This window comes from Desulfoscipio sp. XC116, from assembly GCF_039851975.1.
In the GTDB taxonomy this organism is placed as follows: domain Bacteria; phylum Bacillota; class Desulfotomaculia; order Desulfotomaculales; family Desulfallaceae; genus Sporotomaculum.
The window spans coordinates 1,038,399-1,061,233 of record NZ_CP156660.1 but is presented as its reverse complement, the minus strand read 5'-3'; the positions used below and the strand labels follow the sequence as shown (position 1 = coordinate 1,061,233).

23 protein-coding genes and 2 pseudogenes are annotated in these 22,835 nt (G+C 47.5%); 4 read left to right on the top strand and 21 right to left on the bottom strand.

What is annotated here, in order from left to right; all coding sequences use genetic code 11:
• Positions 1–325: 325 nt before the first annotated feature.
• The 4 genes from ABDB91_RS04935 to ABDB91_RS04920 form a co-directional block, all read right to left on the bottom strand.
• On the bottom strand, positions 326–763 hold the full coding sequence (locus tag ABDB91_RS04935; protein ID WP_347490507.1) for a metal-dependent transcriptional regulator: 438 nt from the start codon (positions 761–763) through the stop codon (positions 326–328).
• An 86-nt stretch (positions 764–849) separates the two neighbouring features.
• Entirely contained in the window at positions 850–1,362 is a 513-nt protein-coding gene (locus ABDB91_RS04930) for a class I SAM-dependent methyltransferase (protein ID WP_347490506.1), read from the bottom strand.
• A gap of 123 nt (positions 1,363–1,485) precedes the next feature.
• On the bottom strand, positions 1,486–5,484 hold the full coding sequence (locus ABDB91_RS04925) for an acyl-CoA dehydratase activase (protein ID WP_347490505.1): 3,999 nt from the start codon (positions 5,482–5,484) through the stop codon (positions 1,486–1,488).
• Entirely contained in the window at positions 5,484–5,951 is a 468-nt protein-coding gene (locus tag ABDB91_RS04920; RefSeq protein WP_347490504.1) for a Fur family transcriptional regulator, read from the bottom strand. Before ABDB91_RS04920 ends, ABDB91_RS04925 begins: the two co-directional genes overlap by 1 nt.
• Positions 5,952–6,102: 151 nt before the next feature.
• Here ABDB91_RS04920 and ABDB91_RS04915 point away from each other — a divergent pair, with 151 nt between their 5' ends.
• Positions 6,103–6,783, top strand: a complete 681-nt coding sequence (locus tag ABDB91_RS04915; RefSeq protein ID WP_347490503.1) for a Crp/Fnr family transcriptional regulator — start codon at positions 6,103–6,105, stop codon at positions 6,781–6,783.
• Positions 6,784–6,808: 25 nt separating this feature from the next.
• Here the strand turns inward: ABDB91_RS04915 and ABDB91_RS04910 are convergent, their stop codons facing one another.
• From ABDB91_RS04910 to ABDB91_RS04900, 3 genes are all read right to left on the bottom strand, one after another.
• A complete protein-coding gene (locus ABDB91_RS04910) occupies positions 6,809–7,531 on the bottom strand; it encodes an ABC transporter ATP-binding protein (RefSeq protein ID WP_347490502.1) in 723 nt (240 codons plus the stop codon).
• Complete coding sequence (locus ABDB91_RS04905; protein ID WP_347490501.1) at positions 7,521–8,204, bottom strand: ABC transporter permease; 684 nt, start codon at positions 8,202–8,204, stop codon at positions 7,521–7,523. Before ABDB91_RS04905 ends, ABDB91_RS04910 begins: the two co-directional genes overlap by 11 nt.
• Positions 8,205–8,394: 190 nt before the next feature.
• Complete coding sequence (locus ABDB91_RS04900) at positions 8,395–9,393, bottom strand: hypothetical protein (protein WP_347490500.1); 999 nt, start codon at positions 9,391–9,393, stop codon at positions 8,395–8,397.
• A 132-nt stretch (positions 9,394–9,525) separates the two neighbouring features.
• Between ABDB91_RS04900 and ABDB91_RS04895 the strand changes: the two genes are divergently transcribed.
• Positions 9,526–10,194 (top strand): Crp/Fnr family transcriptional regulator, encoded by a 669-nt coding sequence (locus ABDB91_RS04895; protein WP_347491532.1) that lies wholly within the window; start codon positions 9,526–9,528, stop codon positions 10,192–10,194.
• Positions 10,195–10,204: 10 nt separating this feature from the next.
• On the opposite strand, the gene ABDB91_RS04890 is transcribed toward ABDB91_RS04895, so the two are convergent.
• Positions 10,205–10,657, bottom strand: a complete 453-nt coding sequence (locus tag ABDB91_RS04890) for a Fur family transcriptional regulator (RefSeq protein ID WP_347490499.1) — start codon at positions 10,655–10,657, stop codon at positions 10,205–10,207.
• Between the two features lie 464 nt (positions 10,658–11,121).
• Here ABDB91_RS04890 and ABDB91_RS04885 point away from each other — a divergent pair.
• Positions 11,122–11,473: pseudogene (locus ABDB91_RS04885) on the top strand (helix-turn-helix transcriptional regulator).
• A gap of 72 nt (positions 11,474–11,545) precedes the next feature.
• On the opposite strand, the gene ABDB91_RS04880 reads toward ABDB91_RS04885, so the two are convergent.
• The 7 genes from ABDB91_RS04880 to ABDB91_RS04850 all read right to left on the bottom strand — a co-directional run bounded on the left by ABDB91_RS04880 (position 11,546) and on the right by ABDB91_RS04850 (position 18,118).
• Positions 11,546–12,112, bottom strand: a complete 567-nt coding sequence (locus ABDB91_RS04880) for a JAB domain-containing protein (RefSeq protein WP_347490498.1) — start codon at positions 12,110–12,112, stop codon at positions 11,546–11,548.
• A gap of 133 nt (positions 12,113–12,245) precedes the next feature.
• On the bottom strand, positions 12,246–12,482 hold the full coding sequence (locus ABDB91_RS04875; RefSeq protein ID WP_347490497.1) for a hypothetical protein: 237 nt from the start codon (positions 12,480–12,482) through the stop codon (positions 12,246–12,248).
• Positions 12,483–12,609: 127 nt separating this feature from the next.
• On the bottom strand, positions 12,610–14,607 hold the full coding sequence (locus ABDB91_RS04870) for a peptidoglycan DD-metalloendopeptidase family protein (RefSeq protein ID WP_347490496.1): 1,998 nt from the start codon (positions 14,605–14,607) through the stop codon (positions 12,610–12,612).
• A gap of 30 nt (positions 14,608–14,637) precedes the next feature.
• Entirely contained in the window at positions 14,638–15,045 is a 408-nt protein-coding gene (locus tag ABDB91_RS04865; protein ID WP_347490495.1) for a DUF6075 family protein, read from the bottom strand.
• Positions 15,046–15,121: 76 nt separating this feature from the next.
• Positions 15,122–15,268, bottom strand: a complete 147-nt coding sequence (locus ABDB91_RS04860; RefSeq protein WP_347490494.1) for a hypothetical protein — start codon at positions 15,266–15,268, stop codon at positions 15,122–15,124.
• A gap of 164 nt (positions 15,269–15,432) precedes the next feature.
• On the bottom strand, positions 15,433–17,760 hold the full coding sequence (locus tag ABDB91_RS04855; protein ID WP_347490493.1) for a DUF87 domain-containing protein: 2,328 nt from the start codon (positions 17,758–17,760) through the stop codon (positions 15,433–15,435).
• Positions 17,753–18,118 (bottom strand): PrgI family protein, encoded by a 366-nt coding sequence (locus ABDB91_RS04850; protein WP_347490492.1) that lies wholly within the window; start codon positions 18,116–18,118, stop codon positions 17,753–17,755. Before ABDB91_RS04850 ends, ABDB91_RS04855 begins: the two co-directional genes overlap by 8 nt.
• A gap of 336 nt (positions 18,119–18,454) precedes the next feature.
• On the opposite strand from ABDB91_RS04850, the gene ABDB91_RS04845 reads away from it, so the two are divergent.
• A complete protein-coding gene (locus ABDB91_RS04845) occupies positions 18,455–18,874 on the top strand; it encodes a hypothetical protein (RefSeq protein ID WP_347490491.1) in 420 nt (139 codons plus the stop codon).
• A gap of 50 nt (positions 18,875–18,924) precedes the next feature.
• Here the strand turns inward: ABDB91_RS04845 and ABDB91_RS04840 are convergent, their stop codons facing one another.
• The 6 genes and pseudogenes from ABDB91_RS04840 to ABDB91_RS04815 all read right to left on the bottom strand — a co-directional run.
• Entirely contained in the window at positions 18,925–19,500 is a 576-nt protein-coding gene (locus tag ABDB91_RS04840; RefSeq protein ID WP_347490490.1) for a hypothetical protein, read from the bottom strand.
• A 40-nt stretch (positions 19,501–19,540) separates the two neighbouring features.
• A complete protein-coding gene (locus ABDB91_RS04835; RefSeq protein WP_347491531.1) occupies positions 19,541–19,900 on the bottom strand; it encodes a DUF4313 domain-containing protein in 360 nt (119 codons plus the stop codon).
• Between the two features lie 80 nt (positions 19,901–19,980).
• Entirely contained in the window at positions 19,981–20,820 is an 840-nt protein-coding gene (locus ABDB91_RS04830; protein ID WP_347490489.1) for a hypothetical protein, read from the bottom strand.
• A gap of 63 nt (positions 20,821–20,883) precedes the next feature.
• Positions 20,884–21,111 carry a hypothetical protein gene (locus ABDB91_RS04825; protein ID WP_347490488.1) on the bottom strand — a complete coding sequence of 76 codons (228 nt, stop codon included), beginning with the start codon at positions 21,109–21,111 and terminating at the stop codon, positions 20,884–20,886.
• 6 nt (positions 21,112–21,117) lie between these two features.
• The gene (locus tag ABDB91_RS04820) at positions 21,118–21,369 is read right to left on the bottom strand and encodes a glutamyl-tRNA amidotransferase (RefSeq protein ID WP_243120530.1); all 252 of its coding nucleotides are present in this window, start codon (positions 21,367–21,369) and stop codon (positions 21,118–21,120) included.
• Positions 21,370–21,446: 77 nt separating this feature from the next.
• A pseudogene (locus ABDB91_RS04815) lies at positions 21,447–22,733 on the bottom strand (type IV secretory system conjugative DNA transfer family protein); the annotation flags it as partial.
• Between the last annotated feature and the right edge of the window lie 102 nt (positions 22,734–22,835).

Below are 22,835 nucleotides of genomic sequence, written 5' to 3'. Positions count from 1 at the left end.
CAAGTCTTTTTTTAATATGCAGAATAATATCAAATTATGTCGAAGACAAAGAAGCACGGCGGCATCCTCCTTGTGCCGCCGTGTCCTTAAAAAGGGACGACTTTAACATGCTCTCCGAAATCCTATTTTTTGAAAAGGAAAACGGCGGCTTTGAATTGCTTTATTTCAAAACCGCCGTTTAGTATGGGTTATCTTTCTATGCGAATTACTGTAACCGCCTAAAGAACGGTTTTTTGGCTTCAAGTGAACCAGTGTGTTGTAAGTACAAAATGACAAACCTCCATACTGCAAAATCTCTTGTCTTTAACAAAACGCATATCCTTTTTTACAGAAGATAAGAGTTTATAAGCCTATTAGGGGAGGTATCTGTTTTCATATGGCAACTTCCTGGACATTTCCGGTTGGTAAAGCGGCACAAAGAGCAGAGCGTTTCAACGCTGACGACATGCACTATTGCGCAGGCATCGGCATCCGCGATTTCGTGCCTTATGCCCAGCACATCAGTCAAAAACTTCCGTATGATTGCAACTTTGTCTAAAACCAAAACTGCTTGATATTCGCCTTCTTTGGTGAGGAAAACCAGCCTGCCGGCGTCCCGATATATCATCCTTTTCTGTTCCAGGTTCTTCATTGCTATACAGGAGCTTGCTTTTGTGACATTGAGTTTAGCCGCAATATCCGAAATACGCACTCCCCCTCCTTCGGGGAACAGCTCGTAAACTGCTTTTAAATAATGCTCTTTGGAAATAGTAAGCTTCCCCATGAATATCTCCACAATTGTTTGGCCGTTTACCTTTTAACCGGCTATTTTTTGAAAGTTGATAAAGGTTTGAAGCTGCGCTTACCTTTTCAAGGATTGTTTAAAACAAACAACGCCATATAATTTGTCCCCCAATCCGCATAATCAATTTTTTTAAAGCCGTACTCCCCAAGACCCTTTTCAAGCTCTTCAGGTGATATACGCATATGCAAAGGAGGCCCATGAAAGGTGTTTTCTTTTTTGCACTCAATAATTGCCAGCTTCCCAAGGAACTTGATGGTTCTCTTAAGTTCAGCAAATAATTTCGTTTGTGCCAGAGAAAAGTCCAGCGTATGAAGAACCGTTGCAATCAGACAAGCGTCTATACTTTTATCCGGGATATTGATTCGTTTACGAATATCTGACACCACCGGATGTATATTATGAATTCCCTGCGTGGCGGCTTCTTCGCACACTTTATCCAGCATATCCTGCCAGAGATCCAATGCGTATACGTTCCCGGATTCGCCTACTATTTTAGCGGCATAAAGTGAATAGTCTCCGGCTCCGCAGCCTAAATCCAAAAGTGTATCGCCTTCATTTAAAGCAAGCTTTTCAAACACAAGTCCGGCGTCCTGCATATAAAAGCTGCTCGGCCCACGCCGAAAACGGTTCCTTTGGCAATTATGTCCCTGGCCGTGCCCATATCTGCAAACATTATTGTTATCCATACGCCCCACTCCTTTTCAAAGATAGTACATAAATGATTCAACCTTTATTTTGTCATTCTCATTTTTATTTCCGTCAAAGGTGAGATTTAAGGCAGGCTTCGTTTGCTCGTCCTCAAAACCTTTTTGCAGCATGCCAAGTACGATTCCCGTGTTTTCATACATGGAAGCGGCGGTGATAACGCCGTCGATATTCGGCAGGCCGCAAAGCTGCTTGGCCTGTCTGTATCTTCCGTGAGCGCCTGAGTAGAAGCCCAATGTTTTGTCCGCAATCCGTACAAGGGTATCCGTATCTGCTGCAAATGCACCCCAACCTGACAATGCGTTTGAAATAGCTGCGATATTTTCCTTTAAATGCTCCAGTCTTTTTTCAGCCGGTTCCGGATTTTCAACGTGATTCTGATTGGCATAGTCATGCCACATCATCCACATGGCCTCGCTGAAAGGACTGTATACAACACGGTGGCCTTTGCTCTCAAGCTCTTTGAAAATACCGCTGTTTAACAACTCGTCAAACAGGATATTGAATTCTCCGACCGCCAGGACCTTTTTAGCAAAGCTTGCTCCGGAGAGTTCTTTTGATATTTCCTGCGCAACCAGTTTCAATTGCTTTATGTCAAGCCGTTCATTTCTGATCAATTCGATAATCGTGTTCAGATGATTTCCCCGCGACTTATACGGCGCATTCCAGACGATATCCCCGGCAAGCAAGCACAGGCTGATTGCGTTGAAGACCTTTTCATCTCCGAAAAGAATATCCTCCCAGAAGGGGGATAGGACACCCGCATTCGCAAAACCTTCTTCGTCAAGCTTTGTTCTGAGCAGGCGGCTGTATTGACCGTCCGTTTCCGTTCCCTCGTTTTGGGGAATAAGGAAAACCATGTTATCCGCCTCTTGTTTGACGATTTCGTTCAGCTCTTTGAAAATGCCGCCCAACAAAGCCGTAAGAGAAAAATATTCTTCGGTTATCGTAAACTTGCGGCCGATTTCAATGGAAGCCCTGGTCGAGGCGGGCAGCGACTTCGCCTTGATTCCTTTTTTCAATAGAATTTCTTTGAAGATTGCGGAATAAGGGTAGAGATAAGGCAAATAAACAATTGATTTGCTATCGATATCGCCGAGACTTTTCTTTATATTTGCCTCATTATGAACCATTTTACTGACGTAAGTGCTGATTTCGGACGCCTGCTTAGCCTTGATGTTTTTCAAACTGTTAATAAAGGCTTCCACCCGGGTAATGATGCCAACGCTTGAGGAATGTTCATCTATTTCTATATGCAGATAAGACTTGCCGCTCATGGCCTCCCTGAAATAGTGCGAAAGAATAGAATCCGGGCCGCAGCCATGATGGGTAAGAAAAATCGCGTACAGGTTAGGATGTTTGCGAATGAGCTGCGCAGGCTCCAGAATATGCTGTCCAAACGGCCAGAACATATTGGGATGTTCTTTGGATATATTCCCTTCCGGCAAAGCATAGAAAGGAATGACTTTATAACCCATCTCGGCAAGCTTTTCCGGTATTCCCATGTTGAGCACCGGATCGGCAACACCGTATATTTTTGAGATCATGACAAACACCTTTTCATCAGGCTTGAGTTGACTCATCACTCTTTTGCTGTCTTCGTTCATACGCTCCTCAAGGCGCAGAAGAGCGGACATTCCTTTTTGTAACGCTTGAGCGGTTTGTTCGGGCGTTTTTTCAAGCTGCTGCCCAATCCCCAAAAAGCTTTTCATCAAATGATCCCTGCCCATATGAAACGCCATGGTGGGAGACAGAAGGCTGATCCCCTTTTTATCAAGCTCCATGGCCTGATTCATAACCTTAAAAGCAAGCTGCATGTACGCACAGCCGTAATTTTTCCGGCTGGCTGAGCCCGGATGATCTACGGTCACCAGATCGGGGAAGAAGATATAATCAACCTCTTTGCTCATCAGCTCGGCCACATGTCCGGTTATCAGCTTTATGGGATAGCAGGTTTCATCCAAAGCGTAATGCTGGCCAAGCGCTATTGTGCTTTCGCTTGTCGGATCAGATAAAATAACATTAAAACCCAGTTCCTTAAAGAATGCGTTAAACATGGAAAACATTCCATAGGTAAAGAGTGCCCTGGGTATGCCCACCGTCTTTTTTGCGGAGGTCTCTGGAAGGTAATCTTTAAATACAAGTTTTCTTACCGTTTCATTGTAAGAGGCTTCATTGTCACTTGCCGATTTTTTCTCCATGCTTACAGCGGATAAATCATTCACTGTAAGATCAAACCCTTTGAAAGAGCTCCTTCGTCCACTCATTTCTTCCTTTGTCATAATGGCGGCGCCATAGGCTCCGGTCACGCTGAAAAACGGCGGGACAATAATTTCCTTACCGGTAACAGCTCTGAAGGCGTTGACAACCCCTTGATTATAGGCGAGCCCACCCTGAAAAAAGATTTTGTTTCCGATTCGCTTCTGTCCCACAACTCTGTAAAGATAGTTCCTGACAATCGAATAGCACAGTCCGGAAACAATATCATCAAGTTCTTTGCCCTGGGATAAGCAGGAGGCGATGCTTGTTTCAATAAAAACGGTGCATCTTTCCCCAAGGTTTATCGGGTTCGCGCTTGCAAGGGCGATATCTCCGAACGCTTCAATCGGTATACTGAATTTTTTTGCTTGTTCCTCAATAAACGATCCGGTGCCCGCCGCGCAGATCTTATTCATCTGGAAGTCTACGACAGCGCCCTTTTCCAGGCTGATAAACTTTGAATCCTGACCGCCGATTTCAAATATGGTATCCACATCGCCGTTAATTCTTACTGCCGCTTTTGCCTGCGACGTAATTTCATCAAGGATCACATCAGCGCCGACCATTCTTCCAATCAAATATCTGCCGGAACCGGTTGTGCCGACGCCGACGATGTTAATCCTGTCTCCGAATTCATTTCTTATTTCCCTAAACCCCTTCAGAACGGCGTCAACAGGATTACCCAATGTCCTCAGGTACTTATAGAAAATAATTTCCTTTTCTTTATCTAGCAAAACAAGATTGGTACTGGTTGACCCGATATCTACTCCCAGATAGCAATCTATAACATCCGTTTGCACGGCAGCGTCTTGGCATTCATACTTTCCCAGGCTGTCTCCATTTCCATATCCGGCAAGCGCCGGAAGCTTTATCTCGTCCTCGCCGTTTTTCAGAATTTCTACGGCCTGCTCGATGACGGAAAACAGCTCGTTCATATTAACAGACAAATTGTTTTGCTTTGCCATAACAGCCGCGCCCAAAGCGCCGACGCACCCCAAATTTTGCGGGATGACCAGATCCTCATCGGAAAGGTCCAGAACATCCTTTAACGCGGTAATAATTCCCCCATTATGAGCAACGCCGCCGGAAAACAAAACCGGTTTTGCAACGGGAAGCTTTTTCATTACCGTGCCCTTATAGTTGCGGACGAGGGCATACGCCAGTCCCAACAAAATATCCGGGACCGGAACGCCTTCCTGCTGATGGTGCGTAATGTCTGTTTTTGCGAACACACTGCAGCGGCCCGCAATTCTCGGGATTGATTTTGCTTTTTCGGCAAGCTTGGTATAATCCGCAAGCTTTAAATCCAGCCTTGACATCTGTTCCTCCAAAAAGGAGCCGGTTCCGGAAGAACAATTGGAATTCATGGATATCTCAATGCGGGATTTGTCGCTGCCGCTCAAGCCGGAAATAAAGCTTGCGTTTTCTCCGCCGATATCGATGATCGAGCCGATTGCTCTGTTTTCCGCAAGGCCTCCTTCAACAGCAGCCGCGACATCGTTTACGGCTGCAATTACGCTGTTTGCGCTTAAGAATTTGCTCCCGCTGCCGGTCACGGCCCCATATTGAATTTGCCGGGTGTCAAATGAACCGCACATTTCGTGAAGGACGCTTTTAAGCGTGTCCTTCATCCTGCCTTTGTGCATTTGATACCGGCTGAAACATATATCATTATTTTCGTCCGTCAGCATTACCTTTACAGACGAATAGCCCACATCAATTCCAACGCTGTACATTATTTTTCCTCCAAATCTTTCCTGATTTCTTCTTTTGCGCATTCTTTGCATATTCCAAAAAATTGCACCTTGTGATCCCTTACGGTGAACCCCATTTCTAATAACAGCTTCTTTTCAATAGTCTCCAACATGTCTTCTTCCACATCCATGACCCCACTGCAGATCTCGCAAACAAGATGGTGATGCCGGTGCTTTTCCTGAGCATCTATTATCTGAAACCGCATACAGCCATCGCCCAGCAATATGTGATGCACAAGCCCGAGCTTCTCGAACAACTGTAAATTACGGTAAACTGTTGCAAGCCCGATACTCGAAAAGTTTTTTCTCACTTCGTCAAAAATTTCTTCTGTACATAAATGCCGCCCTTTCGTAGCTTCAATTATTTCGAGTAAAGCCTGACGCTGCGCTGTGAGCTTATATCCGGACGAACGGAGCACGCTTTCAAATTCAATTGTATTTGCGACCATATGTATCACCCGTATCAATGCAAGAGTCTTAACGGAGTAAACAAAGAAAGTGATTATCATTTGCTTTTCCATTTTATCTTAGTATAATAGAATCAGAAAAAGAGTATCTGGAGATACTTTTTTAGAAGTATTTTCCTTGAGTGAGGTTAACGTGAACAGGAAATTATCTGTACTAAAAAAATGTACTTTATTTAAAAATAAAGAACCTGACGAAATTGAGAATTTACTTTCAAATATCAATTTCAGGACAGACAATTTTGTTGAGAATGACGTGATTTTTTCACCTGTTCAAAACGCCGACAAAATGGGAATCGTGTTATCGGGTGCAGCCGACGTTCAAAAGCTTTTCCCAACAGGTAAGGTCGTTATTATTGAGAGAAAAAGGAATGCCGATATGATTGCCGAGGCGTCCATGTTTTCCAGGCTTGATTATTATTCGGATACTATTGTCGCCTGTAAACCTTGCGAAATCATGCTTATCACAAAAAATGACCTTCTCACCTTATTCAGCCTTGACCATACTGTTCTTCTCAATTATTTGGAACATGTCTCCAATTCAACGCTGGTTTTGAAGAATAAAATAGGAATCCTTTCGCTGGATTCCATTCGGGCAAAAATAGCGGGCTATTTGATTTATGATTACAAAATGAACGGTTCGCATGTGATATCACTGCCTTTTTCAAAGAAGGAGTGGGCCGAGTATATGGATGTTTCAAGGACTTCGCTTTCCAGAGAATTACGGGGGCTGGAGTTTGAAGGCATTCTGTCTTTTGATAAACGGACAATTGTAATCAAAGAGCTGAACCGGCTGGAGAAAATCCTCTCATTATAAACAATCTGCATGCTTTGATTGGTTTTTATGAAGGCAATGCATTTTCGGATTGAAAGTTTCTGATAATTTCGTTTCTTGTATCAATCAAATCTGCATCAGTCAGATTTCTTTTGCATTTCGGTTTTTCCAAACGGAATTCTCTGCGTACCTTTGCTGGCCGATCGGAAAGCAGAAGGACTCTGTCGCCGAGCAGAAGCACTTCGTCAATTTCGTGCGTGACAAATATGATGGTTTTTTTCGTGCTGTCCCATAGCGTGAGCAGATGGCGAATCATGCCGATCCTCAAATTGTAATCAAGCGACTTAAAAGGCTCGTCCATAAGCAACAGGTCGGCTTCATAATTAAAAGCTCTTGCTATGGAACACCGCTGCCGCATCCCGCCGCTTAATTCGGAAGGGTAAAATCCTTCAAAGCCTTTCAGGCCCACTTTTTGGATCAACTCCATGATGTATTCATGAGAGCTTTTTTTATTTACTATCCGGATGTTCTGATATACGTCTTTCCAAGGCAGGAGCCTATCCTCCTGAAAAACGTAGCTTGTATTCTGACTTTGGTTGATCACTTGGCCACAGGAAGGTTCAATAAGCCCCGACATGATATTTAGCATAGTTGACTTTCCACAGCCCGAAGGCCCTATGATACACACGATTTCTTCTCTGTTTGCGTCAAAGGACAAATTATTCAATACACCGATATTGTCAAAGCTTTTTTCGATATTTGAGAACCTAAGTATTGTGTTATTTGTCATAGCTTTTTCTCCGTTTTGGTTTAAATTCAAAAATTTTTGCGGTTATCTTCTGAAACAGAAAGCAAAGCACAATGACAACAATTCCCCATGCAAATACCATGTGTGTTTCAAGGTTCATTCTGGCGTCTGTAATTTGTGCGCCCAACCCGGTACTGGCGCTCAGCACTTCACCCATTACAACCAGTTTCCAGCCAAAGCTGAATACTGTAATTAAGCCTGCTTTAAAGTAGGCGCTTAATGAAGGCAGTATGATTTCTCTGATCGTTTCAGTCGGGGAGAACTTAAAAGCCTTTCCCATTTCAATCAGTCTGGGGTCTATGTTTTCAAACCCTTCCTTAATGGTTACGGCCATAACAGGCGCGCTTCCGATAAACACGATAAATATCGTTGCCCTACCATTAAGGCCAAACCAGATCATGGCAAGCGTCATATACAAGATTGGGGGAACTGCCTGAATAAGATAAACAATGGGTTCAAACAGGTTTTTTAGTTTTTGATTGGCACCCATTATGATCCCCAATAGGCTGCCTGCTATTATAGATGTGAGCAGCGCAATAACAAGTCTTTGCAGTGTAACGACTGTTTCCGACCAAAAGCTACCGCTTTGGATGATTCTATACAGAGATTGAAAAGTCAAGGTGGGGCCTGGAAGAACCACTGGCGGATAAATCATGGATAAGATCTGCCAAATCAGCAGTACTAAGGCGAAAATAAGTATGAGCCCGACATCTCTTTTTTTCTTGTCACGATTTATAAAATTTTTTATTTTTATACCTCCGCATGTGTGAATTAGCAGATAACAAACGAAAGTTTCCCTTCGTTTTAATAATCAAATCTGCAAGAGAGGCCCGGAGGCCCTTCGACTAATTCCCCCTATAATAAAAGCTCTCTTTAGGAAGCATACTGCCAATGCTCTCGGGCTTCAGTTTTAATAGGACATTATAATACTGCTCTGTATCACTTTTAGCGTCGGCGGCTGATTTGTAATCAAAACAGAAACCCGGCATAGCCGCAGCAATCAACTCCGCGTCAGCCTTCAAATACGTGTTTGCAAGAACGCCTGCCTCTGTCGAATTTCCTGCCGTCCACTCGATTGCCTCCGCAAATTTTGAGTTAAACTTAGCGATCAACTCTTCGTTTCCACTGATGTATTCTGAGTTTGCCACCATACAATTGGCAGGCATGGTGTACTCTTTTCCTTGCGTTGACTTCCATTCCTCCGAGAGTTCCGAGATAACCTTGTAGCCTTCAATCTTCTTTGTGTTTGAGGTGACATACGGCTGCACATCAATGGCGTATTTTATGGTTCCCGCCGACAACAACTGCGCGATCTCCGTATGGTTTGAATATACGATTTCAACATCTTCCCCGATGACCAGATCATGCAGATCCAAAAAATACTGTGTCAAAACATCCGGAATAGAGCCTTTAGACGGGACATAAAGTTCCTTTCCCTCAAGATCTTCCCAGCTATTACAATCGGGATCGGTTGTACTCAAATACATCCCGCCCCAGTTGCATACATTGACCAGTTCAACGCTTATCCCTTTATTGTAAAGATTAGCCGCGGTATGCACAGGAACGATCAAAGCTCCGTAATCTCCGCTGGACGCCAGGGACATCATCGCCTCCATGTCGCTGTAAAGCTGGAGATCAATCTGGACGCCATCTCCCATACAATTGCTTTCAATCATTCTGAAAATCGGGATTGAAGCGGGCGATTTAGGGGCTACTACAGTAATAACTGATTGCTTGACCGGGTCATTGTTTTTGTTTTCCGCATCCTGCTGATTTGCGGTTTGTCCGCAGCCGGCCAGCAAGCCTAAACATAACATCAGTACTAAAACGAAAGATTTCTTCATTTATTTTCCTCCTTACAATTGATGTTGACTTTCATTTTCAATTAAGATACATTCAACATGGTAATATATCTCACAGGAAAACCGTGTATCTGTGGATACACCGATAAAATATAAGAGGGCTAAGTGAAGGATATGATAAAGGCCTTAAGCCGCTGCGTATTATTTGACGGCATAAGCGGCATGGAAATCGAGCGAATTTTATCTGCAACAGAATTCCAAATTAGAGAATTTGATAAAAACGAATTTATTTGCCGCACAGATCAGCACTCAGTTTATGTCGGCATAATCATCAGCGGATGCGTTGAAGTACAAAAAGTTTTTCCATCCGGCAATACTGTTTGCATATTTTATAAAAATAAGGGAGACATGTTTGGCGGAGCGGTTGTATTTTCCAACTCCGCCGTTTTCCCTTGCGATGTTTTTTCAAGAAAGAAAAGCAAAATTTTGTTCTTGCATAAGCAGTCCATTTTTGAATTGTGTAAAATGCCTTTCTTTGCAGAAAATCTATTGAATCTTTTCGCAAATGGAATTTTATGTTACGAAAAAAGATTGGAATTGTTTTCCTATTCCTCAATTCAAAAGAAAATAGCATTTTATCTCCTAAATGAACAAAGAATACCGGGGTATAGTTTGATTCATCTGCCATTTACAAAAAAAACATGGGCGGAATACCTGAACGTATCCCGCCCTTCACTATGCAGAGAATTAAAAAAGCTTTGCAACGATAACATAATAAAAATGAATGGAGATAAAATTTCTATTATCAACGAGGAAGCGCTTGGGCATTTACTTCAGCTCTAAAACAAAGCAGCTACGAATTCTTATCTAGGCAATTTCTGCATTCCCCAAAGAATTTAAGGATATGATCATTGATCTTAAAACCATAGCTTCGGTATATTTGCTGCTCCAAGTTATTCAATAAATCGCCTTTGATATCTGTCACGGACCCACACTTGGAACAGATTAGATGATGGTGGGCATGTTCTTCTTCATGATCACAAAGCTCATATCTGGTAAAACCGTCGTTTAAATCCATTTTTCTTACTATTTTCATTTTTTCCAGTATCAACAGCGTCCGGTAAACAGTGGATTGCCCCATCTTGATTTTCTTCTGTTTGAGATATTCACATATATCGTCACTGCTTAAGTGTAAGTCGGGATGTTCCGATAATACGTCCAAGACCAGCTGACGCTGGTCTGTGTATTTGTATCCGAACCGATGGAATTTTTCTTTAAGACTTAATATCTCAAGTTCATTATTCATGATAATACCCCTTAGACACCCATGCCGCCAGGGCGGCACCATCAGAGGATGAAAATAGTATTTTCAGGATAGAGTCTTTACTGTAACCGAAAATGAATGTCAACTTCATTATACTTTGAAATAAATTAATCATTCAACCAATATATTGTTCCTTTGAGGTTACTGCACCAGCCGTAGTAAGTCTACTGCCGTAGAAGGAGCTGCGTATCATACAAGTCGTTTATCAAAGATGTTGTGGGTTAGATATTCATAAGAAATTAGGGGTGCAAACTAGATATTTTAGTAAGAGTATTATTGAAAGTATTTGGGCCTATTGAAAATAGGTTTGGAAGGACGTTTTTTGTCCTTCGCAAATCAGTTAAAGATTATTTTTCAGGGTAGATATAAAAAACTACATAGTGTATCATATCGCATCGTTTAGCTTTCGTTGGGTGACTTGTAAAATGATATAGGGTGATATGATAATGCGTAACGAAGGTAAATACGACTTTTCGGCTTTCGGGCAGGCTATAAAAGAAGCGCGGGAAAGCAAAGGCTGGACACGGGAACGGTTGGCGCAAGAAGTAGGACTTGCGCCCCGTTATCTTATGTCCATTGAAAACAAAGGACAGCATCCGAGCTTTCCAGGTATTCTATGAGCTTGTCACCTTGTTTCACATATCGGTAGACCAATTCTTTTTTCCGGATACCGGCGCGGAAAAGACAACGCGCCGCCGCCAGCTTGAAAGTCAGCTTGACGGATTAGAGGAAGCGGATTTAATTATCATGGCGGCTACCGCAAAGGGAATACAAGAAGCCAAAGAAACGGGGGAGTAAAATCTCCCGCTTTCTTTTTAAAAATATGTATGAAACGCCGTAACCTTATAGATTGCGGCGTTTTTTCTTCCATTAGCGGGTATTTTGAAATCTATTTCGCTTTTCTGCCACGGGTATTGCGCCTAATGCAATCGCATCATAATTTGCTTTATCTTTACAGAAGTCAGGTATACTTTTTTTTTCCGCCATAGAAGAATAGTTTCCGGCACTCACAATAATGTGATCTAAGACTTTGATCTCTAAAGGATGGAAAATATCCACAATCCTCTGGGTTAATGCTTGATCTTCCGGGGAAAAGTTCCGGGAGCCTCCGGGATGGTTATGGGCCAGAATGACCGCATTGCAATCACAGGCCAAGGCGTATTTTAAGATTTCCCTCGGATAAACGGCTGTCTGCCCAACACTCCCTTCCGACATGGTTTTTATTTCGATTGCGTTATTGCCCCTGTCTAAAAAAGCGACCATAAATCGTTCTTTATCCTTCATCCCGCTTAAGAGGGCGTAAAAATATTGGCCCGCCGCGGTTGATGAATTGAAGGTAATTTTTTCATTGCTCTCATAGATTTTCAAAAGGTTGTAGGAGGCAATGAACTCGTTGAGCAGTCCGATCTTTTCGAGCTGCTTTTCATTTGGTTCCATAATGCGGGGATGCTCCAAGATGTTAAAGGGGTTGTTTTGTTTTACATACCGCTGAACCTTTTTGTAGGGCAGACCCGTTAAGGTTGTCAGCCCTTTTAGAAATTTCTCGGTATGGCGTGTGTCTGGCCTCATATTATATCCGCCCCCTTTTGTCATCTAATATCTCAATCAGGACCTGTATACTTTGCAGCTTCCCGGAAGTCTCAGGGGCTAAGTCCGCCGATTCAAGATGCCGAAAAAAATTTCTGATTCCCATGCGCTGAAAGCATTTCTGAATTTTTTCTTTGGTATCCCCGTCCAAGTCAAGCAATTCAGCCAGTAAACCCGCGCACTTTCTATATTCCGACTCTCTTAATGTTTTTAAATCCATTCTTTCTTCCACCTTTCGTATAATTTAACACTAATAAAAAGCACGATGGCGTGACAGCCAATCAATCGGTATCACACCTCCGTTATCTTTTGGATGGTCGTCAACAATTTTTTAATCAGCCAAATCCTTACCATGCCGCCGTATAATTAGAGAAGTACAGCAGGGGGTCAACCCTGGTGCCGCCGATATAAACCTCAAAGTGCAAATGCGGACCCGTGGATAATCCCGTGCTGCCCACGAAGCCTATGGTCTGGCCCTGCGTCACCGTTTGTCCGACACCGGCGCTCATTTGGCTCATGTGGGCGTAAAGGGTCATATTGCCGTTGCCGTGGTCGATGATGAGATAGTTTCCGTAGCCGCCCGCGTCGTAAGCTGCGGTTGTGACCACGCCGTCCGCGGCAGCCAGTACCGCCGTTCCGTATCCCGCCCCGATGTCAATGCCGCTGTGGGTTTTGTAGACTCCCAGGATGGGGTGCAGCCTGGTGCCAAAAAAGGAAGTTACATAGTCACTGGCGGCGCTGGGCCAGATATAAAAGCCCTCCGCGACAACCTCCGTCCCGTCCCCCAGGTGTCTCAAACCCGTGATCAGGGCTATAAAATACTGGTCATAGTCGCCGCTCAGAAGGTCCTCCAGTACTTCCTTCTGGTCGTCGTTAAAGCGGTAGATTTCCGCCTGCTCCCCTGCGGTTCGCTGGGTGATGACGATATGCAGAACGCGCTCATACCATGTTTCCCCGTCGCTGTCGGTATGCGCCACGGTTTCTGTCCAGTGGTCAATTTCCGTCATATCCCAAAACACTTCCCGGATGAGGTCAACACGGGCCTGGTCAATGGTGACGACATCCATGCCGTCTTCGGCCAGGGCAGTTTTGACGGCGAACACGGCCAGAATGTCTATCCAGATATTGCCCCGGCTGCCTCCGGTGCCCACGTATTGAACATCCAGCGTGTCCCAGGTGTTGTCGTTTTTGATGTCTTCTATCCGCTGGTTGTATTCCTCGTTCACTTCCTGTATCACCACGGAAACGGGCGTTACCCCCGCGTCCTTGTTCTCGTCGGAAAAGAGAACGCCAAAGGGAGACGATAACAAGGCGGCCACGGCGATAATAATCAGGAATAGGGCAAGGACAGCCCCGCCTGAGCCCACCAGGGCAATCAATCCCTTGGTCAGCACGGCGGCGGCTTTGACGGTCAGTTTTGCCATATGAATCGTAAATTTGGCGGTGGCCCTTGCCGTCTGCGCCGCCCGTTGCGCTGCTTTAGCGGTGGTCCGCGCGGTTTGGGCGGCGGTTTTGGCCGCCGCCTGAGAGGCTTTGGCACCGGTCTTGGCGGTTTGCCCAGCGGTCTTGACCGATTTTTGCGCTGTTTTAATGGTGTCCCTGGCAGTTTCCTTGACCGTTTTGCTGCCGGACCGGGCAGATGGCCGGACGGTGCTGCCGATGCCACGGATGCCGGTTGGGGCGGTATACCGTGCTGTACTTCCGCCTGATCTGAACACGGGACTTGGGATGGTCTGGACGGTTTTGGTTTCCGCCGCCTGAATTTCTCTGTTTAGGGTAAACCGCGCCTTGGCCCGACTCTGAACAAACCGGCGCTTTGCCAATTCGTTGGGCTTGGCCAGGGTATATTTTCGTTTACCTCTTTCCGTCACTTTAAATGGGACGGCTTTTCGCCGGGCCGCTGGCTTGGCCTGCGCGGGAGATTGGGGCTGTGCAGGTGCTTTTCCGGCCTTGGGCGAGACAGCTTGCCTTCCTTGGGAAACGGCGCTCCGGCGTGTTTGGGGACGCCCGGTTTCGGAAGGGGAGGAGTTCTGCTCTGTAGCATGGCCGTCGGCAGCATCGGCGTGATGGCTGTCCGAGGGAGAATTGCGGCGTTCCTTGATTTTTTGAACCGCCTTTTGGCCCTGACGCCCTATCGTGTGAACAGCTTCATTGCCGACCGTTTCCGCGCTTTCCTTTACCTTATCCCCGGCATCCGCCACATAGCTGTCGTCTTCCGGTCGCTGCGTCCGCTCGGCCTGATTCTTGGTGCGGATAAAGGTGTTTTTCGCCCTGCGGGTCACATCAAGGCTTTTGTCCAGCGCCTTAATGTCTTTGACGGTGGCTTTGGTTTTGATGTCTTTCAACGCGCCCAACCTCCTTCCGGGGTTTACTGACTACCGCGCCTTTGCAAAAATATGGGGCGCGGTGCGTTCCAAGCTTCGGCAATATTCGGGATAACGCAGCCGGATGGCTTCAAAAAAGTAGGGGGCAAAGCCACAGTCAAACAGTTCGTAAGGCGTGAAACGGTTTTCCTTTCCTTCCTCCGTCCAGCCATTCCAGAGGTTGAAGGCCAGACGGCACAGGCGGCGGGTTCCGCCCGTCTGCCACGCCGCCGCAAGGCCCTCCGATTTGATGCCGCCCTCCTGGAAATCAAAGAGGGCATGGATATTGCGCCTCGTTTCCGCGCAGATGCCCATTGCGTAAAAAAACGCCCGGTGGTAGGTGTCATTATTGCGGGTTTTGGTCAGCATCTCGCTAAAAAAAGCCTTGTGTTCCCTGCCTGCAAACAAGATGGGTTCCATTTTGTTTTCCTCCTTCAAAGTAAATGAACGGCTGGCCGGAAAATTACGGCCAGCCGTTGGTGCTTGGCGGCTTGATTCAGCCTTGGGCCTGTTCGCCCGGCTTTTTATGCAAAGCTATCCATAACCGGCCAAATGAAAAGTTATAGGTTATGGAAAGAGAATCTGCCAACGGCTGATATTCAGGCGTTGGCAGAACAAAACTCTTTCGATTATTTTTTATCACAACGAATATAGCCTCCTTGTTTTTTCTTTGAAAAGAGTTGCTTTTTCGCTTATAAGGCGCGGAGCACTTTACAATGGCAAACATTTAGCAAAAATATTATGAAAAGAGATGTGAAATGAATATATGAAAAGTAGCCTTTCCACATTAAAACTTTCCATAAGAGCTTACTTTTCATTTGGCTTGGTGGTCATCAGGTTATAGAGCTTGGTGTTGCGCGGGAATTGGTCGGTGAAGGGCACCAGGGAGCTGCCTACTTTAATAAGGCCGTTGCCCGCGTCCACGTTGGTAATGTAGGAAAGCTGGAGGTCGGAAATGTTCAGGAGCTTGGCCAACTCCATGCGGTCGGTGCTGGCCTGGTTGAGCATGACAATGAATTCGCTGTTGGCCAGCATGGTCCGGGCCGTGTGGCTCTGTAAAAGATCGTCCACGTTCTGGGTAATGCCGGTGCAAAAAGCGCCGTACTTCCTGACGCGCTTCCAGAGGGTGAACAGGAAGTTGGCGCTGTATTCATGCTGAAAGAGCAAGTAGATTTCATCAATAATAATGAAGGTGTTTTTGCCCTTGGCCCGGTTTTGGGTGATGCGGTTCAGGATGCTGTCCAATACCACCAGCATCCCGATGGGCAGCAATTGCTTGCCTAAATCCAGAATGTCGTAGCAGATCAGGCGGCTAGTCACGTCCACATTGGTGGGCTTGGCAAAGGTGTTCAGACTGCCGGAGGTAAAAAGCTCTATCGCCAAAGCGATTTCCTGGGCCTCCGGCTCCGCCTGCTTTAAAAGCTCCCCGTGGAAGTCCTGCAAGGTGGGCGTTTTCCCCTTGAAATTGCTTTGCAGGTATTTTCGGTAGATATTGGCGGTGCAGCGGTCGATCAGGGATTTCTGCTTCGCCCCCAGATTCTGGCCGCCGATGAGCTGCTCGCACAGGGACAGGACGAACTCCGATTTCAGGATGACCGGGTTAGCGCCGTCGCCGTAGTCCTTGCTCATATCCATCGCGTTGATGTGGTTTTTCGAGGTGGCGGAAATATGGATGATCTCGCCGCCCATTGCTTTGACAAGGGAGGAATACTCCCTTTCCGGGTCGATCAGGATGATGTCGTCGTCACCGGCCAGCATCTGGTTGACGATTTCCCGCTTGGCCGTGAAGGATTTGCCGGAGCCGGATACGCCTAAAATAAAGCTGTTTCCGTTGAGCAGCAGCTTGCGGTTAGCGATAATCATATTTTTGGAGATCACATTCTGTCCATAGTAAATGCCGCCGCTATGGGCGATTTCCTGCGCCCGAAAAGGGATTAACACCGCCGTGCTTTCGGTGGTTAGGGTCCGGATAGCGTGAATTTTGCGCAGGCCGTAGGGTAGCACCGTGTTCAGGCCGTCCATCTGCTGCCAGGTCAGGGGGGAGAATTGGCACAGGTGCTTTCTGGCCGTGGTCAGCAGGGTTTCCGTGTCGCTGTCAAGCTGCTCCTTGCTGTCCGCGATATGCACCATTGTCAAAACGGCGAACATCATGCGCTGGTCGCGGGTGGTCAGGTCGTCCAGAAATTCTTTGCTCTCTTTCCTTTGCTGTTCCATATCGTAGGGCACCACGGCGGAAAAGTTGTTGTTTTGGTTCTGCCGCCGCTGCCAGTTGGTGATGTTGGTCTCCACGCCCAGCAACCGGTTTTCAACCTCCCGCACAGCCTCGTCCGTGGGGATGGGGATGATGTCCAAGGACAGCATCATGCTGCGGTTTAAGTCGCACAGCTCGGTCACCATGCTGTCCTTGATGAAGCTGGCGTACTCCCGCAGGAAGATGACGCGCCCGAACCTGTCGCCCATGCGAAAATAATCGCGTTCAAATTCCAGGGTGTCGGGGCAGATGTAGTCTTTGAAATCATGCCCCTTGCGCATGGTTTCGGACAGGTCGAAACGGAAAAACGTTTCCTCGCCGGAGCGGAAAAAGTCGTGCAGGATTCTCAGGCGGTCGGTGGCGTCCAGCTCCACGCATTTGGAGCCCAGGTGGGAAAAATGGGTGATGAGGTCGGTATCAATGCGGGAAAAGTAGTTCCGCGCTTCCTCAATGTTCTTTTTTGCCACCGACACGGTGACGTATTTGTCCTGCACGATGCTGTTCGCGCCGGTGGCCTTCTCTAAAAGCATCCGGTTGTATTCCCGGCGGTACTCGTCCAGCCCGTCCTCCCGAAGGGGGATCAGAATGGAGTTTTCAAAGTCCGTCTTGTTCAGGCGGCGGTTGTTGATGGTGATCTTGGTGGTCGCCCCGCTGTCAAAGGAATTCAAAAGCTCCGAATAGGACAGAAACATGGCTTCCTTGTCCTCCTTGGAGGCCACGGCGTAATTGATGTCCGCAAAGCGAAAGGTCCGGGAAAACTTGTTCCCTACCTGAAAAATCCCCTCCGGCCAGATGGTGCGAATGGGGATGGCCTGCTGCACGCCCTTGGGGACGACAAACCTTTCCTTGTCCTGCTTCATGATTTTTTGCAGGGTTTTAATCATGGTGTTTCCAAGCCTCCTTTTCGCGTTTTTCCAGGGTGGGCTTCAGGGCTTCGTAATAGATGTTGGTCGGATGAAAGGTCAGGCGCTTGGGCAGGAGAAACTCCGACTTGATGTAGGCCCACAAAAACTGCTCCGCCGTCATGCCGTGATAACTGATAAAGCCCAGGGCGGCAAAGGGGGCGGCCCCCAAAATGCACATCCAGCTTACGGTTTCCGTGCCGAAGAAGCCGCGCAGGCCGAAGTAGATGCCGATGGCCACGATGACGGCCAGGACAGAAAAAATGAACTGCCGCATGGACAGTCCAAAAAACAAGCTCTCGGTATAGTCCCGGATTTCCCGGTTGATCTTGACTTCCAAATATCATCACCTCCACAAAAAATAGCGCTTCTTTCACGAAGCGCTAGCAGATTGGTTGTCTTATCGTTCCTGTTGTTTTTCCTGTGCCGTTCTTCCTCCTTGATTATCTTAACTACCAAGGCATCAACCTTGCGGTTCTGCGCCATAAATGCCTCATCCTGATTGAGGGGGATACCTTTTTCCCAGGCTTCATCGGCAAGCCTGTTGAGTTTTTCCTTCTCTATTTTCAGCTTTTCATTTAAATCGAGCTTTTTCATATCAACCTCTTTCATAGCGATAACTTTTTACACTTGCGCCGCGTGATATAATGGAAATATACGGTTTATGTGGAAAGGAGTGACCATTACGGCAGCCGCGGCCCTTATTTCTCTTTGCCTTACGGTAGGACTGCTCATTCTTTCTTTTATCTTCAAAGCGGCAGGAAAGCTCCGGCTGACGATTCCCGTCCTTTGCTTCCTGCTTTTCGGCACCGTGCTGAACAAGTGGGCGGTGGAACATGAGACTTTGGCGTACATCATCCTGTTCTCGTTGCTCGGCCTGGCCGTGTTGAGTTGGATTGTGTCTCTGATAAAGGCGATACGGCGCAAACGGGACGAGAAATACATGGAATATGATGTCGCGTGGCAGATCCGCCGGGCCAGAGAGATGGGCGTACCCCTTGACAAGGTTCGGTTCAACGAGCAGGGGGATTTGCTTGATCCAAGAACGGGGGAACCTGTTGTTTATGGAGAGGGCGTTCAGTTCAAGGATATATAAAGAAGATACCGGATCTCATTTCCGGTATCTTCTTTATGATTCCGCCATTATCACCGCGCCTCAGTATCCCGCTGCGGAGCTTTCGGCTGGTGTTCGCGTACCGTCCTGCCGTCTGACGGCTTGATAAAGTCCAGCCGTCCAGCCGCATAGATGGCGTTATCGGTAAGCTGCCGCTGCCACGCGTCTTGTGACGGGGCCCATTTGAATCCGCTGGCTTTAAGAAGCGCACGTTGGTTATCGTTCGGCCTTTCATCAAAGAAAAGCTGCAAACGGTTCATTTCAGTATTCGCTTCGGCGCGGCCGCCGTTAAATTCCCAGCCCTCAAAACCGCGTGACGCTTCGGCAAGGCTTTGTTGCAGCCGTTTGATTTTGCTGTTGTTGTTTGTAAGGTCGTAAGCGGAAAAGGGCTGCTTTTCCCACGAATAGTGCGTGGTTGCGATTTTCTCGTCCAGCTTTTTTGCCTGCGCTTCAGTAATACCGGGCGCTCCCATGCAAGTGCCGGTCTTGCGCCAATAGGCATTGACCTCTTTCATAGTGGTTTGCGATTCCACACATTTATTCAATTCTTCGGTCAGCTTTTCTGCAGACAGCGGTTCATTGCTCGGTTTTGTTCTTCCGTATGACATTGTGATTTCCTCCGTTCATTCATAATGAGGTGGTTGCGGCTTACCGCTCCGGGGCGGATTTTTTCTTGGCCGACCTGTTTTGCGCTTTGGCGTGTGACTCCATATAATTTTTAACGCCGTCCGGGTCAAACTCTTTAAGGCGTTCCATGTCAAAAGCGATTTTCAAATACTCGTTAAATCCCGAATATCCTTTTTCCGGCAGAAGTGTTCCCAACTGGTTTTTCAAAATAAAACCCAGCAAGCCTTCGTTTTCATCGAATGTCTTAACATAAGCCTCATTTGGTTTTAGCTTGTTTCCAAGATTTACGGTCAGATCAGTAAATGATTCAAACTGTCCACTATTTTTCCACCACAATCCGATATAGAGATTGCCGTTCATTTGATAAGATTGAACATCTATTGCCAGTTTGATAGGACTTTTCCTATACTTTCAATGGAATTGCAGTGTTTTTATATCCAATTTTTAATCCCTTCTTTCTATTACAGTCCCATCATTTCGCGCACCACCCGGTCAGCCATCTTCACCGCGCCGACCAGGATCAGCATGTTGAAAACCAGCTCACCGATATAGCTCCACACCATCGTCACGGCGCTGGCGCTGGCGTCCACCACCGGCGGGGCGGCCGCAAAGACGGAAAAGATAACGCAGGCCAGGACGATGATGGCCCCCTCCAGGCAGACGGCGGCATAGCTTTTGAGGAATGCCTTGCCAATGCTCTGGCTGGGCTCCCCGGCGAACGAGGCCAGCGGCACGGGGGCGATGGCGGTATATAAGAACAATTTAAAAAAACGACCGTATACCGCCAAGATCATGATGAAGGACAGCACCGTAATAAACAGGCTCCCGATGATCGTCACCGCCCACAGGGGGATGCTCGCCAAGAAGCTGCACTCCTCGACGGCCTGCACGATGGCCTGCGGTAAAACAGCTTGGCTTGTGGTGCCGAAACCCGCGCTGCCCATGATGGTGGAGACGATCCCCTGGGCAATGGTAAAGAGTGCCATCATCAGCTCCAGCCCATAGGTCACAACACCTTTTGCCAAAACGAAGCGGATGAATAGCTTTAGGGCGTGTTCCGGCTTTTTCACCTCCGCAAAGCTGCCGCAGGTTTTCACCACGCCGATGACAAAAAACAAGACCAGCAGGGCCAGGCCGATGGCCTGCAACGCGCCGTGGATATCTGCAATGACGTGCCAGATGCCGCCACCTCGGAATTCCGTAGGGGACTGGGTGACAAGCTGCCAGATTTCCGCCAGCTTTTCGTTCCAAGTTCCCAGGGCGTTGTTCAGGTTCTCAATCACCCAGTTGCTGCTTTCCAAATAAACTCACCTCGTTTCCAAGGCAAAGCCCGTGCCTGAAGCACGGGCTTTGCTTTCGTGTCGTTACCGGCATGGTGCGTCTCTGCCGGACTTCTTGTCCCTGATGACGCCATACTTATCATCCACATAGAAATGATTGACAAAGGGGTTGTAGATGGCATGGCACCTGACGCCGCTATATTCGGCAAGATAATCGTTGTCGCCCAGCCGTCCCAGGATAGTAGCTTCCCGCAGTTCGCCGTCCAGAGAATGAATGTGCATGTTTTCCGTGATGGGGAATTTGCTAAACAAATGCAATCAACCTCCTGTGATGAGATTAAGGATTTCCTTGGCAAAGGTGATGATGACGCCGCCCGCCAGGGTGAGAAAGCCGTTGGCCCGCTGGCTTGGGTCGTGGGATTTTAGCGACAGGCCGATCTGCACAATGCCAAAGCCTAAGAGAATCATCCCGATGGCGCGGATCAGCCCGAAGATAAATTCTGACAGGTTATTGACGACTGTCAGAGGGTCGTCAGCCGCGTATGCTGGGACGGCGAAAAGGATCAGCATTAACACCAGCACCCAGCAAATGGCAAAAACCCCTTTGGTTTTTCCAAACATTTTCATAAGAATCGTTCCTCCTGTTTTTATGATGGGGACAGGCTTGCGAGTTCTTCCTCGGAAAGAAGTTCGTAATCGCCGTCTTCCTTTAAAGCCACGGCCTTCCAGTCCAGGGCGTGTTCCGTGGTGCCGTGCCGATAGGATTGGCCGTCGCCGTCAACGGTCAGCTTTAAATTTGGATGTTTGAGAATATCGTACTTGTCGTCCATGACGGCGTGTTCGCCCCGGATGAACAGCAGGGCGTAGCGGTTGTCCAGCATCCGCACTTCGTCGGGGGTGAGAAGCTCCCGGCCCGACAACTGAAAATTAGTGGAATAGCTGCCCTGAGCGCCCTTGCTCTGCCCGTAGGTGTTCAGGTCGATGGTTTCTTTGCCTAAAAGCTCGGACACATACTTGTGGGTGCTTTGCTCGTTGCCGCCCAGATAGAGGAATTCGTCGCAGTTGCCGACGATGGACTCCCAGGTGTCTTTGAACAAGGCTTTAAGCTGGGCCAGGTTTTGCAGGATGATGGAGACGCTGACCTCCCGGCTGCGCATGGTGGAAAGGAGCTTATCGAATTCATCCGGCAGGGCGACGTTAGAAAATTCGTCCATTACGAAATGGACGTGCAGGGGCAGCCTGCCGCCGTAAACATGGTCGGCCAGGTAGTAAAGTTGCTGGAAAAGCTGGGTGTAAAGCATGCCGACGATGAAATTAAAAGACGAATCGTTGTCGGGGATCACGGCAAAGAGGGCCGTCTTTTTCTCCCCCATGGAGGGCAGCGCCATTTCATCCACCGTGGTGATTCCCGCGATGGTGGACAGGTTGAATTTCTCCAGCCGGACACCCAGGCTGATTAAAATGGACTTGGCGGTTTTGCCCGCCGCCAGCTTGAAGATGTTGTACTGCTTGACCGCCAGATGCTCCGGCTCCCGCATGGCCAGCCGCTCAAACAGCTCGTCCAGGGGACTTTGGTAGGTTTCGTCCTCTTCCCGCACCTCGGCGGCGGCGATCATCTCCATGACCATCGGGAAGTTTCGCTCATCCCCCGGCGCTTCGTAGAGCAGGTAAAGAATAAGCGCCTCTAAGAGGGCGGTTTCGGAGCGTTCCCAAAAGGGGTCGTTGGTATTGCTGCCCTTGGGCGTGGTGTTGCGGATCAGGTTGGTGACCAGCTTTAAGACGTCCTTGTCGTCCTGCAAGTAAGTAAAGGGATTGTAGCAGTGGGAGAGGTGCATGTTGATCAGGTCCAGCACCTTGATGTCATAGCCCCTGGCTTGGAGCAGGTTGCCGGTATCCCGTAAAATCTCTCCCTTGGGGTCAAGAATTACAAAGGAGCATTCCTGTAATCATTAAAAACGACCTTTGAAAAAAGAGACGCCCATCAATACAATGGTAATGTGCTAATCCCGCAAAAGAAGGCACAAAACCAAAATTGA

Bases quoted from the DNA above. Each gene is read 5' to 3' on its own strand.
- ABDB91_RS04935 (WP_347490507.1), bottom strand. From the start codon at position 763: ATGGGGAAGCTTACTATTTCCAAAGAGCATTATTTAAAAGCAGTTTAC.
- ABDB91_RS04925 (WP_347490505.1), bottom strand. From the start codon at position 5,484: ATGTACAGCGTTGGAATTGATGTGGGCTATTCGTCTGTAAAGGTAATG.
- ABDB91_RS04920 (WP_347490504.1), bottom strand. From the start codon at position 5,951: ATGGTCGCAAATACAATTGAATTTGAAAGCGTGCTCCGTTCGTCCGGA.
- ABDB91_RS04910 (WP_347490502.1), bottom strand. From the start codon at position 7,531: ATGACAAATAACACAATACTTAGGTTCTCAAATATCGAAAAAAGCTTT.
- ABDB91_RS04905 (WP_347490501.1), bottom strand. From the start codon at position 8,204: ATGATTTATCCGCCAGTGGTTCTTCCAGGCCCCACCTTGACTTTTCAA.
- ABDB91_RS04900 (WP_347490500.1), bottom strand. From the start codon at position 9,393: ATGAAGAAATCTTTCGTTTTAGTACTGATGTTATGTTTAGGCTTGCTG.
- ABDB91_RS04895 (WP_347491532.1), top strand. From the start codon at position 9,526: ATGATAAAGGCCTTAAGCCGCTGCGTATTATTTGACGGCATAAGCGGC.
- ABDB91_RS04890 (WP_347490499.1), bottom strand. From the start codon at position 10,657: ATGAATAATGAACTTGAGATATTAAGTCTTAAAGAAAAATTCCATCGG.
- ABDB91_RS04880 (WP_347490498.1), bottom strand. From the start codon at position 12,112: ATGGAACCAAATGAAAAGCAGCTCGAAAAGATCGGACTGCTCAACGAG.
- ABDB91_RS04875 (WP_347490497.1), bottom strand. From the start codon at position 12,482: ATGGATTTAAAAACATTAAGAGAGTCGGAATATAGAAAGTGCGCGGGT.
- ABDB91_RS04865 (WP_347490495.1), bottom strand. From the start codon at position 15,045: ATGGAACCCATCTTGTTTGCAGGCAGGGAACACAAGGCTTTTTTTAGC.
- ABDB91_RS04855 (WP_347490493.1), bottom strand. From the start codon at position 17,760: ATGATTAAAACCCTGCAAAAAATCATGAAGCAGGACAAGGAAAGGTTT.
- ABDB91_RS04840 (WP_347490490.1), bottom strand. From the start codon at position 19,500: ATGTCATACGGAAGAACAAAACCGAGCAATGAACCGCTGTCTGCAGAA.
- ABDB91_RS04820 (WP_243120530.1), bottom strand. From the start codon at position 21,369: ATGCTGATCCTTTTCGCCGTCCCAGCATACGCGGCTGACGACCCTCTG.